This window comes from Luteolibacter rhizosphaerae (assembly GCF_025950095.1).
GTDB classification, from domain to species: Bacteria; Verrucomicrobiota; Verrucomicrobiia; order Verrucomicrobiales; family Akkermansiaceae; genus Haloferula; species Haloferula rhizosphaerae.
Genome location: NZ_JAPDDR010000010.1, coordinates 262259 through 274869, shown reverse-complemented (window position 1 = coordinate 274869; position 12611 = coordinate 262259). Strand labels below are relative to the sequence as shown.

Genomic DNA, 12611 nt, shown 5'->3' with positions numbered 1-12611 from the left:
AAGCGGTTGCAGGAAAGGGGCGGCGGGGAGATTGTTTGAAAAATGACCCCTCGGACCGAATCCCTCGGCATCATCGGAGCTTCCGGCTTCCTCGGGCGCGAGCTTTCCCGTCAGGCCTCGGCCGCCGGGTGGTCCGTCTGCGGATACAGCCGCAAGCCACGGCAGCCCGGAGGCCCGGTTGCGGAGTGGCGGATCTGGAACGAAGTGCCGGACTTCGCCGGGGTCTCGGCCATCGTGAATCTGGCGGGCGAGCCGATCAACCAGCGCTGGAACTCGGATGCGAAGCGCCGCTTCTATGATAGCCGCATCGGCGCTACAGGGCGGATCGTCCGCGGGCTGTCCATGCTCGGCCGCACGGAGCGTCCCCACGTGCTGGTGAATGCCTCCGCCGTGGGGATCTACGGGGACCGGGACGATGAGATTCTGGAGGAAGGTTCTCCTACCGGGACCGGCTATCTGGCCGAGCTGTGCCAAGCTTGGGAGGATGCGGCCGATGGGATCGGTCGTCTGGGGCTGCGGGTGATCAAATGGCGGACCGGCATCGTCCTCGGCAAGGATGGCGAGGCCTTCAAAAGAATGTTGATACCCTTCCGTCTGGGCTTGGGCGGACGTTTGGGCTCGGGAGCCCAGTGGATGCCATGGATCCATATCACCGATCTCGTCGGCGGTATCCTCCACGCGCTCAACCTCGGCTCGACCGTCGGTCCAGTGAATGGCACTGCCCCGGAGCCGGCAAAGAACGATGAGTTTACGGAGAAGCTGGCCAAGGCCCTGAATCGTCCGGCGGCGATCGCCGTGCCGGAGTTTGCGCTCAAGTGGATGCTCGGAGACTTCGCTTCCGCACTGGTGGCCAGCCAGCGGGTGATCCCCCGGCTCATGCTGGATACCGGTTATAAATTCCGCTATCCCACGCTGGATACCGCTTTGGCCGATCTGGTGGGCGAGGGAAAAAGCCCGGTGGCTGTGTCCTGATTCCGCTTGCGGCGCGGGATAGGGGCTGGTTCCCTTCCGCCGCTCCATGGCTTCGCCGCAAAACACGATCGCGCTGGTCTTCGACTACGACCAGACCCTGAGTCCTCGCTACATGCAGGACGACGTGTTGTTCCCGGAATTCGGGATTGATCCGGCGCAGTTCTGGAAAAAGTGCAATACCCTGGTGGTCGACCAGCAGTGGGATGGCGAGCTCGCCTACCTGAAGTGCCTGCTCGATTATCTTCAGATGGACCAGGTGAGCAACGCCCGCCTGTCCGCCCTAGGGGCCGGCCTGCGCTTCTTCCCGGGCGTGCCCGAGATTTTCGATACCCTGCCGGGGATCTGCCTCGGTGCGAACCACGAGGCGGCAGGCATCCGGATCGAGTTCTACATCATCTCCTCCGGCTTGAAGGCCTTGCTCGATGGCAGCCGTCTGGCGAACAAGGTGAAGGCGGTCTTCGGCTGCGAGTTCGGCGAGGATTCGCAGGGCCACATTAGCTTCCCGAAGCGCGCGATCTCCCACACGACCAAGACCCAGTTCCTGTTCCGGATCAACAAGGGCATGCTCGACTACTCGCAGGACGTGAACGACCACATGCCCTTCGACCAGCGGCCGATCCCCTTCGAGAACATGATCTATGTGGGTGACGGCCCGACCGACGTGCCGTGCTTCACCGTGATGAACAAGAACGGGGGTCACGGGATCGCCGTCTACAATCCGGAGGATCCGACCGGGAAGAGCTTCCGGAAGTGCTTCCAGCTCTCCACCCACGCCGGGCGGGTCAAGCACATCGCCCCGGCCGACTACCAGCAGGGCAGCCACCTCTGGCTGCTGCTCACTGAGATGGTCCGTGAGATCGCGGACCGCATGCTCCGCCGCCGCACGGAAGAGCGCGAGAATGCGACCGTGGCCGCTCCGACCTTCTGAGGAAACGAGGAATGGAACCACCGAGCCGCATCTTCCGCCAGGGTCTTGAACGATTACGGCGCGGACGCGGACCGCATGGGTCTGTTAGAGCCGCTCTCCACGGGGCCTGAGCCTGTTTCCCGAGAAACCCCTTTCATGTCAGAGAAGAAGCATTTCCATTTCACCGGCGTCTGCGGGACTGCCATGGGAGCGGTGGCCGTGGCCATGAAGCGCAAGGGCTTCACCGTCACGGGATCCGATAACAACGTCTATCCTCCGATGTCCGACTTCCTCCGCAACGAGGGGATCGTTATCACGGAAGGCTACCGCGCGGAGAATATTCCGGGTGAGGCGGATGTGATCGTGATCGGGAATGCCATCAGCCGCGGCAACGAGGAAGCCGAGGCGGCGCTTTCCCGCAAGCTGCTCTACCAATCCCTGCCGGAGGTGATGAAGGAGCACTTCCTGCGCGGGAAGCGGAACTACGTGGTGAGCGGCACGCATGGCAAGACCACCACCAGTTCGATGCTGGCCTGGCTCTTCCTGACGGCGGGTCGTGATCCCGGTTGGATGATCGGCGGCCTGCCGAAGAATCTCGGACGAGGCGCGCAATTCAGCGATTCCGACTTCAACGTGCTCGAGGGCGACGAATACGACACCTCCTTCTTCGACAAGCGCTCCAAGTTCCTGCACTACCTCCCGGAAGTGGCGGTGGTGAACAACATCGAGTTCGACCACGCCGACATCTACTCCAATCTCGACGAGATCAAGCTGACCTTCAAGCGCCTGCTGAACGTGGTGCCCCGCACCGGCATGGCGATCATCAACGGCGATGACGCGAACTGCCTCTCGGTTGCTGACGGCGCGCACTGCCCGGTGCAGACCGTGGGTCTGGGCGATGGCTGCCAGACCCGGATCACGGAGGTGACCTACGATGCGGATCGTAGTTCATTCACGCTCGGTGGCGAGCGCTACTCGCTGCGGATGACCGGTGAGTTCAACGTGCGGAATGCGGCGATGGCCACGGCGGCCGCGCTGTTCGCCGGGCTGTCCCCTGAGATGATCCGCGAGGGGCTGGAGTCCTTCGATGGTGTCGCCCGCCGTCAGGAACTGCGCGGCGAGGTCGGCGGGGTGAAGATCATCGACGACTTCGCCCACCACCCCACGGCCATCAAGTATGCGGTGGGCAGCATGCGCCAGCGCTATCAGGATAGCCGCCTCTGGATCCTTTTCGAGCCGCGCTCAAACACCACGCGTCGCGCGGTCTTCCAGAACGAACTGGCCGAAGCTCTGGCTCTGGCCGACCAAGCGGTGGTCGCGGAGATCCCGGACCTGCACAAGTTCCCTGAGCATGACCGCCTGAATCCCGAGAAGCTGGTGGAGGACATCAGTCGCCATGGTGGCAATGGCCGCTACATCCACACCGTGGACGAAATCGTCGCCACGGTCGCAAAAGAGGCCCGTCCGGGCGATGTGGTCGCGGTGCTGAGCAACGGCGGCTTCGGTGGCATCCACAAGAAGCTTTTGGAGAGCTTGGCCTAAGTCCGGCTCACTTCAGCGAGGAGAGATACTCCACCAGATCGCGCAGTTCGCGCGGCTTGAGAATCGCCCCCATCGGCGGCATCGAGGAAACCGGATCGGTCTTCGTCGCGATGTCGGTGGCGGCGATCTCGATCCTAGTCCCGTCGGCTTGTGCCAGGATCAGGGCGCCTACTTGCTCCTCCACGAGATTTCCCGCGACCATTCCTCCGTCCTTTTTTGTCACGCTCATGGCACCGAAGCCGGGAGCGATGCTGGCTTGTGGTTCGATCAAGGCTTGGAGGAGATAGGTTCGGTCCTTGCCCCCGATCTTCCCGAGTTCAGGTCCGACATTGGAGCCTTCCTTACCGATCCGATGGCAGGCGGTGCAGTTCGCGGCAAGGTTCTGCTCGAAGACCTTCTTTCCTTCCCCGACATCGCCACCGGCGAGTGCATAGGACCAAGCTCCGAGCGGGCCGCTGGCGGCGAGTGTTGCTTTGATCTTGGCCAGCTCATCGGGTAGCAATGTGGTAGCTGCCTCGATCGTTTCGAGCTCCAGCTTCGGGTCGAGCTTACCCCCGGAGAGACTGTCTAACAGGCCTTGGAGCAGCTCCTTTCCTTCCGGCATGCGCCCGAGGAGTCGGACGGCGGCTTGCTTCTCCGCGAGGTCCGGAGAAATGAGGGCCGAGGTGCCGATGTAACGGATCACTTCGTTGTTCTTTGCTCCGGTCAGCATGCCTGCGGCTGCGGTGCGGAGGGCGGGGGAGGGGTCCGCGAGGAGGGAGATGGCAGTGTCGACCACGAGCGAATCACCGGCGCTTTCCAAGCGACGGAGCGCGGCGATGCGGAGTGATGGATCGAGCGCCGGATCGAGAGCTTGGCGGGCGAGACTCGAAGGATCCTGCTTGGTCCCCGTCGCCTCGATTGCGGCGGCAACGGCGCTCGTCCAAGCGGTCTCTCCGCTGAGAGGAGAGAGGATGCCGGTGATTTCGGCCGCCGTCCGGGGAGCGATCTTCAGGGACGGTGTGGGTGCATGGGCTCCGTCCACCGGATCGAGGTCCACGGTCGACTTGATACTCGCGAGGGCCTCGAACGCCGCGGTCCGCAAAGTCGACTCCTGCCGCGGATCGGCGGCAAAGCGGGCTAGCCTGAGAAGGCATTCGTTATCTCCGATTCTGCGGTTCGCGGCGATCGCACGTCGAAGGCTTGAGGGCCGCAGTTCCCGGGCCTGATCCAGCAATTCGGAAAGGGGGAAGAGCGCGCGCCCTTGGATTGGCTTTTCGTATAGCGCCCGCGCGACCTCCGCGACCACGGTAGGATCCGGATCTTTCAGCAAGGGAGTAAGCTGGGCTAGAATCCTTTGTGCCCTTCCGTCCAAAGACCTTGGGTTGGTGCCTTCGGTGACTTGGCAAGAAACGTCCTGGAGCATGTTGCGGAAGGCTTGGGCCAATCCGATTCGGACTGCGGGCGAGGGGTGTGTTAGAAGCGGCTTCAGTTTCTCCGGTTGGTGCTGGTAGGCACGGAGGGCGAAGCTTCCCGAATGGGAAAGGAAGGCGTCCTTGCCCCCGTTTTCCGCGAGCATCTTCCCGATCGGTTCGATCTCCCCGGGCAGTGATACCTTCCCAATGGCCATCGCCGCTTGGAAGCGGACCCTGGAGGACGGATCGGCCAACAGAGAATAAAGGGCGCCGGTGGAGCTCTTGCACTCGCCACACCATTTGGCTGCCTGAGCCCGCAGTTCGGGGTCCTTTTCCTTCGCCAGTGAGATGAAGAGCTCAGGGTCGAACTTTTCTCCTTGGGAGAGGCCCCACAAGGCATGGATGCGAGCAAGTGGAGAATGCTCCGGGGAGGCTGCAAGCTGTTTCAGTTCATTCCATTTCTCCCGGCGCACGAGTTCCCACTGTGCGTCCAGCCGGACCCGTTGATCGGCATGATCGAGCCGCTTGAGCAAGGCCTCATCGCTCTCATCCGCGGCGCCTAGCTTGAGGATCCGCGACACCTCTTTGCGCACTTCGCTTGATGCTTCCTTCGGGTCGTCGATCTTCCAGACCGCGCCTTTCTCCTTCAGGGGGTAACCACCCTGCCAGTCCGCCACGTAAAGCGCTCCGTCCGGACCGAAGTTGCAACCGGTGAAGGCCGTGCCGCTGGCCATCAGGTGGTCGCCCGCCATCTTGTAGGCGGCCCCGTCCGGCTCGAGTTTGAAAGCATTGATCTTGCCCGCCGGGAACTGGGTGAGGAAGAAGTGCCCTCGGTAGCGTTCGTTCAGAGCGGTTCCCGGATTGTAGGCGAAGCCGCTGGGGCCATCGAGATACAGCGAGAGGGGAGGGAGGATCGAAGCAGGCCGGTCTTCGCCACCGGGGAAGGCAATGCGTTCATCCATCCATGGGTTGTACTTCCCGCCACGGTATTGGTAGTAGCTACGCCAGCCGCTGTCCGATCCCTCCACGATGTAGAGCAGGCGCTCTTTCTCGCCCTTCTGGTCCGAATCATTGTCGACGCCGAAGATGTTACCGTAATCGTCGAAGGCGATCTCCTGCACATTCCGCAGTCCGCGCGCGAAGACCTCGAACTCGCTGCCATCCGGATTGCAGCGCAGCAGTGCGCCTTCGTGCGGATAGATCCAGCGCTTGCCCTCCGAGACGACATTTGTGCCCTTGTCGCCGATGGTCCAATAGACCTTTCCGTCCGGGCCGAAGGTCAAGCCGTGCATGTCATGCCCGGCGTAGTTGATGTGCACGCCGAAGCCGCTGGCAATCGCCTTGCGCTCGTCCGCCTTGCCATCGCCATCCGTGTCGCGGAGCTTCCACACGTCGGGTGCGATGGTTGCATACACTTCGCCGTTCCGGGCCAGCACGCCGGCAGCGATACCGGTGACTTCGGTATTGAAGCCTTCGGCGAAGACCGTGGCTTTGTCGGCCACACCGTCTCCATTCGTATCCACCAGCTTGTGGATCTTCTCGCTGTGAACCGTTAGGTCCTTCCAATCGATCGTGCCGTCCTGGTTGTGATCCTTGAGGGAGGGATGCTTCCTGAAGCGCTCGGGGGTGATCTCCTTGCGGAAGAAGTCGCGCTTCTGCTCTACCGAGATGTGGGAGAGATCCTCCGTCACCCAATCCATGACCTCGCGGATGTCGAGGTCCGCCACTTTCCTGCGGGTGGTCTCGGTGACATAGATCGAGCCATCGGTATCCACCGCCACGGAAACCGGATTGATGAACATCGGTTCGCGAGCCACGAGAGACCGGACCAACCCGTTCTGGCATGGATAAGTTTCCGGTGCCGCCACTGCGGCGGTTAGAAGGGAGAGCGGCAAAAGCTGTCGGACAAGCTTCATGGAGGTTTGCACTACGCAGCGTGGACGAGCGTGCCTGTCAATCCAGTCCGGAGATATCCCCGTTTGAGGGCATCTTGCACCTTATGGAGCTTCCCTCCATTCCGGTGAGGGTGAGGGCCCGCCGGGGCCTGTAGGGGAAATCCCGAATCGTAGCTATTCCGGGGTTTTGCCATTGAATGCGAGGGGGAAAGGGGGCTCATGCCTATCCATCCGCCCGGGCGCTCGATCCCGGACCTCCTACCCCACCCCCCGACTTCTCGTCGTTCCCCCGCGCATGAGATCTGCCTTCCCCTTTTTCCGCACCTTCGCGTTCCTGCTGTCCGTTTTCGCTTTGCCCGCCGCCCGGGCCGTAGGGGTCTACTCTTCGAATGTGGTCATCAGCGAGTTCGTGGCTTCGAACAGCAACGGCCTGTCCGACGAGAATGGCTCGAAGGAGGACTGGATCGAGCTTCACAATCCCACTCCCTTTCCGGTCAGCCTCAACGGATGGTATCTCACGGACGAGGCGGCGAACCTCAAGAAGTGGAAGTTCCCGAACGTAAGCCTGCCCTCAAAGGGCTATCTCGTCGTCTTCGCTTCCGACAAGAATCGTCGTGTCGCCGGCAATCCTCTGCACACGAACTTCAAGCTCACCACGGCGGGAGAGTATCTCGCGCTGGTGAAGGCGGACGGGACCACGATTTCCTGGGAGTATTCACCGTCCTTCCCCGAGCAGCTCCAGAATGTCTCATACGGGGTGACCCCGGTTCCGGGTGCGCCGGTTTCCTTGATTGCGCAAGGCGCCGAAGCCCAGGTGTTCATTCCCGAAGGCCCCTTGCCGCCGATGTGGAACGGAGAGGGATACTCGCCTGGAGCCGCTTGGTTCACCGTGCACAGCGGGATTGGTTACGATGACACGCCGCCTCCGGTGGGGGCTGCCAAGATTCTCTATGTGGGCGAGGTCCCAGCGAGCGGCGTGGCCTCGGCAGGTGACCAGTCGGTGATCAACCGACTCACCACGGTCCTCGGGCACCGCGTCACCTTGATCGATGACGACGCCGTGCAAGCAGCGAACGCCGCGGGGATGGACTTGGTCATGGTTTCCTCCTCCGTGAGTTCGACGGCGGTGAACACGAAACTGAAGGACGTGGCCGTGCCGGGGATCAACTGGGAGCGGGGACTCACCGACGACTTCCAACTCAGTAGTTCCGGCAGTGCGGTCAACCTTCAGACCGACATCCAGCTTACCACGCTGGGCTCGACGCATCCGCTCGGCGCCGGGCTTGCTGCCGGGCCGCTGGTCGTTCGCCAAACGGCGGGGACCTTCAATGTCGCCTCGATCAGCAACAATGCCGTCGGGTCCAAGGTGATCGCCACGGCGTCCACCGGGGAGCCCGCGGTGTTGGTGGTGGAGAAAGGCCAAATGCTGCGTGGGAATGTGCCGGCTCCTGCCGCACGCATCCACACCTTCCTGGGGGATGACGGGCTCGCGCCACTGACCCCGGAGGGTATCGCCTTGTTCGATGCGGGGGTCGCGCACGCCTTGGCCTACTACGTTCCGCGTTCGCCTTACGACGAGGTGATCCAATCCCAGATCGGCGCACAGATGAAGGGAGTCTCGGCGAGTGCCTTGGTCCGTTTCAATTTCATGCCCGAAACGGTGAACGACTTCGATTCGCTGGTCCTGAAGCTCCGCTATGATGACGGATTCGTGGCCTACTTGAATGGGATCGAAGTGGCGCGCCACAATGCCCCGACAAATCTGAGCACCTCGTCCGTAGCCACGTTGCACCGTGAAACCAGCGCCGGGCTTACGGCCGAAACGATCGATATCAGTGCCCATCTCTCGCTGCTCCAGGCAGGCCAGCCGAACGTTCTGGCCTTCCATGCACTCAATCATTCGGCAGCGGACGACAACTTCCTGCTGCTGCCGGAGCTCATCGCAGGGGGCGAGGTGCTGCCCTACTACCAGTACTATACCACGCCGACGCCAGGCGGGGCGAACGACACGAGCACCTTGGGTCTGGTTCCGGACGTGGTCTTCAGCGCCGAGCGTGGCTACTTCACCGAGCCCTTCTCCCTTACGCTCAGCAACGAGATGTCGCAGGCCCAGATCCGCTTCACCACGGATGGCTCGGCACCCACGGCGACGACGGGCACCATCTACACGGGGCCGATTTCCATCACGACCACTGCGGTGGTGCGTGCCGCGGCATTCCGCTCCGGTTACAGTTCGCCCAAGCCGGAGACCCGGACCTTCCTCAAGCTGGACGATGTCATCCGGCAGCCCGCGACCATTGCCGGTTGGCCGCAACCGACGATTCCGGTGGGGGTGGGCTCCCGTATCCACGACTACGAAATGGATCCGGAGATCGTGAACGACCCCGCCTATGCGGCAGATCTGACCGAGGGCATGAAGGAGATCCCCACCATGTCGCTGGTGGTGAACAAGACCGATATGTGGAGCGCCACGGGGGGCATGGGTTTCTACCGCAACGATGACCTCAAGAAGCCGGCGTCGATCGAGTACATCGATCCGAATGCCCCGGCCAACAATGTGCAGGCGGACTGCAGTGTGGAAGGTCACAGCCACGACCGGATGAAGCGCTCCCTGCGGCTCTCGTTCTCCAGCGCTTATGGTGAGTCGAAGTTCGATTCCAAGCTCTTCACCACCGGTCCGCTATTCCCGGGGAAGGGGAATGAGAGTGTGGACAAGATCGTGCTGCGAGCGGGGAACAACCATAGTTTTGCCCGCAGTTGGAATCCGACCCGTAGCACCTACACGGAAGATGAGTTCTACCGCACCACGCGTGTCGCGATGGGCGGGCCCGGGGCACCGGGTCGCTTCGTCCACCTCTTCATCAATGGCATCTACTGGGGACTCTACAACCCGGTCGAGCGTCCGGACGGAGCCTTCGCCGCGAATGTCTTGGGTGGTGAGAAGGAAGATTGGTTCAGTGTGAACCACGGCGGCACCCATGGCGGCGACGCCACGCGCTGGAACTACACGATCGGCGAACTGGTGGCGAAGAACATGTCCGTGCCCGCCAACTACTCCGAACTGAAGGAGTATGTGGATATCCCCAGCTTCGCGGATTACCTGCTCTGCGCATGGTATACCGGCATGAACGACTGGCCGGTGAACAACTGGTGGGGTGGCAATCGCAACAATCCGGCGGGTGCCTTTCAGTTCTTCAACTGGGATGGCGAAGCTTCATGGGGCACGGGTAACAGCTCGAACCTCACCGCATGGGTACACCCCGCCTTTCGCGTGAGCTCGGCAGACCTTACTTCTCCGTCCGGCAAGATCTGGCACGCAGCCCGGGTGAACCCGGATTTCCTGATGACCGTGGCGGACCGGCTGTACAAGCACATCTCCACGGGAGGTGCGCTCAGCACGCCGCAGGTGCTTTCGCGTTGGGATGCGCTGGGCAATCACCTGCGCAAGCCCATCGTGGCGGAGTCCGCACGATGGGGGGATACGATCCAGGAGCCCCCGGTTCGCCGTGACGTCGAGTGGCAGGCAGAGATCTCTCGTATCCGGAATATCATCGCCACCGGAACGGTTGATGGGACCGGCCTGAACGACAATGCCACCATCCTGCGGAACTTCATGCGCGGGCAGGGCTACTATCCGACCATCGATCCGCCGACTTTCAGTCAGGAGGGCGGTCTGGTCCCTGCACACTATGCGCTTCAGATGAGCAATCCGAACACGGGTGGCACCATCTACTACACCTTGGATGGATCCGATCCACGTCTGTCGGGTGGTGGCCTGTCGCCATCGGCCCAAGTCTACTCGTCCGCAGTGACGATCGACTATACGCTCGAGGTGAAGGCGCGGGTCCGCAACGGCTCCACATGGAGTGCCTTGAACTCACGCAGCTTTGTTTCAGATACCCTGCCGCCGCTTCGCGTCACGGAGATCATGTACAATCCGGCCGCTTCCACGGCGGCAGAAGTGGCGCAAGGCTTCCCGGAGAAGGAAGAGTTCGAGTTCATCGAGATCCGTAACATCGGCACCGTTGGCATCGACCTCAGCGGCGCACACTTCACCAGCGGGCTGACCTTCACCTTCGGCAGTCGCATCATCCAGCCGGGCGAAACCATCCTTCTGGTTCACAATGCCGCCGCGTTCGCGGTCCGCTATAGTAGCACCATCCCCGTCGCCGGCGTGTATGAGGGAAGCCTCGACAATAGTGGAGAGCGCATCCGCTTGAAGAGCCAGGCTGGAGAGACGCTGATCGACTTCGTCTATGACGACGCATGGCACCCCTCGACGGACAATCAGGGTCACTCGCTCGTGGCGCTTCACCCGGATGGCCCGGCGGAGCTTTGGAATACCGCGGAGGGCTGGCGACCGAGCACCCATCCCGGCGGTTCGCCCGGTGAAGAAGATCCGCCGCCGAACGATGGTGGCACAGGCATCATGAGCTTCCAACAGTGGCGCGAGCTGCACTTCGATGCCGCGATGCTGGCGGACCCGGACCTGAGCGGGGCGGATGCCGACTGCGATGGCGATGGCACGGTGAACCTGCTTGAGTATGCCTTCGGCTCCGATCCGCTGCTCTCGAATGTCGATCGCCTGCTGGTGGAGGAGGGTGCGCTTGCAGTGCGGGGGCTTTCGGCTCTGGATCTCGATGGCGAGAACGGTCGCCGGGTTCTCTTCTGCCGCCGCAAGGGCATTGAGACCAAGGGCTGGTTACTCAAGCCGGTTTTCAGTGCGGATCTGTCCCGGTGGGACGAAGCGGAAGGGGAGCCCGTGGTGGTGGCGGACGATGGCGAAATCGAAGTGATCTCCATACCCTTCCCGGAGGGTGGGGATCGCTTCTACTTCAGAGTGCAGGTTACGGAGAGCCCCTGAGTCCTCAGCATGGAGACCGCGGGGCTCCGAGCCTCGCGGTCAATCCCTACGGGTGAGCTCGACGAAGACGTCTTCCAGAGTCGGATCTTTCCGGTGCAAGCTCCGCAGCGGCCAGCCATACTGGGAGGCCAGCTCATGGATCCGCTCGCGGGCATCCGTGCCGGAATCCACGAGGATCTCGTAATGCGACCAGTCTCCCTCGACGATTTCGTGGGTCACGCGTTTCACGTGGTCCATCCGCTGGAGGGCAGGGGCGATCACTCCGGAGTCCCCGGAGATCTCGGCATGCACCCGTCCGGCGGCACGCATCCCGGCCACCAGGTTCTGCGGGGTGTCCTGGGCCTTGATCTGGCCGCCGTCGATGATGATGACCCGGCCGCAGGTCATTTCGACTTCGTGAAGGATGTGGGTGGAGAGCAGGATCGTGTGATTCTCGGAGAGCCGCTTGATCAGATCGCGGATCTGCCGGATCTGGTTCGGGTCGAGCCCGTTGGTGGGTTCGTCCAGAATCAGGAGCTGCGGCTCGTGGACCAAGGCATCGGCGAGGCCAACCCGCTGCCGGTAGCCCTTGGAGAGCACTTTGATCATTTTCCGGCGCACGCCTTCCAGTCCGCACGTTTCTATGACTTCGTTGACCCGGCGTTTCGCGTCCCGATTGTTCAGGCCCTTCAGGGAGGCACGGTAGCGCAGGAATTCCCGTACCCGCATGTCTTCGTAGAGCGGGACGTTCTCCGGCATGTAGCCGATGCAGCGCCGGGCATCCAAGGATTGGCGGAAGATATCGAAGCCGGCGATGGTCGCGCTGCCGGAGGTCGGAGGCAGGTAACCGGTCAGCATCCGCATGGTGGTGGTCTTACCAGCGCCGTTCGGCCCGAGGAATCCGACGATCTCGCCCTTCTGGACGCTGAAGTCGATGCCTTTGACCGCCGTGTGGCGGGCAAAGCTCTTGGTAAGTTCCCTGACTTCGATCATTGGAAATACGATGTATTGCTAGAATGGCGACGATTACTGGAATTACCGGAAAAACCGGCCTTGTG

6 protein-coding genes are annotated in these 12611 nt (G+C 62.2%); 4 read left to right on the top strand and 2 right to left on the bottom strand.

Annotated elements, in window-relative coordinates:
- The first annotated feature begins 42 nt into the window (after positions 1-42).
- The 3 genes from OJ996_RS19610 to mpl all read left to right on the top strand — a co-directional run bounded on the left by OJ996_RS19610 (position 43) and on the right by mpl (position 3421).
- Complete coding sequence (locus tag OJ996_RS19610; RefSeq protein ID WP_264515362.1) at positions 43-972, top strand: TIGR01777 family oxidoreductase; 930 nt, start codon at positions 43-45, stop codon at positions 970-972.
- 46 nt (positions 973-1018) lie between these two features.
- Positions 1019-1900: an HAD family hydrolase gene (locus OJ996_RS19605; protein ID WP_264515361.1), complete on the top strand. Its 882-nt coding sequence runs from the start codon at positions 1019-1021 to the stop codon at positions 1898-1900.
- A 135-nt stretch (positions 1901-2035) separates the two neighbouring features.
- Entirely contained in the window at positions 2036-3421 is a 1386-nt protein-coding gene (mpl, locus tag OJ996_RS19600) for a UDP-N-acetylmuramate:L-alanyl-gamma-D-glutamyl-meso-diaminopimelate ligase (protein WP_264515360.1), read from the top strand.
- A gap of 7 nt (positions 3422-3428) precedes the next feature.
- Here the strand turns inward: mpl and OJ996_RS19595 are convergent, their stop codons facing one another.
- Positions 3429-6731, bottom strand: coding sequence for a PVC-type heme-binding CxxCH protein (locus OJ996_RS19595; RefSeq protein WP_264515359.1), 3303 nt, complete (start codon positions 6729-6731; stop codon positions 3429-3431).
- A gap of 274 nt (positions 6732-7005) precedes the next feature.
- On the opposite strand from OJ996_RS19595, the gene OJ996_RS19590 reads away from it, so the two are divergent.
- Entirely contained in the window at positions 7006-11574 is a 4569-nt protein-coding gene (locus OJ996_RS19590; protein WP_264515358.1) for a lamin tail domain-containing protein, read from the top strand.
- 39 nt (positions 11575-11613) lie between these two features.
- Here the strand turns inward: OJ996_RS19590 and OJ996_RS19585 are convergent, their stop codons facing one another.
- Entirely contained in the window at positions 11614-12546 is a 933-nt protein-coding gene (locus OJ996_RS19585; RefSeq protein ID WP_264515357.1) for an ABC transporter ATP-binding protein, read from the bottom strand.
- Positions 12547-12611: the final 65 nt, after the last annotated feature.

Bases quoted from the DNA above. Each gene is read 5' to 3' on its own strand.
- OJ996_RS19610 (WP_264515362.1), top strand. From the start codon at position 43: ATGACCCCTCGGACCGAATCCCTCGGCATCATCGGAGCTTCCGGCTTC.
- OJ996_RS19605 (WP_264515361.1), top strand. From the start codon at position 1,019: ATGGCTTCGCCGCAAAACACGATCGCGCTGGTCTTCGACTACGACCAG.
- mpl (WP_264515360.1), top strand. From the start codon at position 2,036: ATGTCAGAGAAGAAGCATTTCCATTTCACCGGCGTCTGCGGGACTGCC.
- OJ996_RS19595 (WP_264515359.1), bottom strand. From the start codon at position 6,731: ATGAAGCTTGTCCGACAGCTTTTGCCGCTCTCCCTTCTAACCGCCGCA.
- OJ996_RS19590 (WP_264515358.1), top strand. From the start codon at position 7,006: ATGAGATCTGCCTTCCCCTTTTTCCGCACCTTCGCGTTCCTGCTGTCC.
- OJ996_RS19585 (WP_264515357.1), bottom strand. From the start codon at position 12,546: ATGATCGAAGTCAGGGAACTTACCAAGAGCTTTGCCCGCCACACGGCG.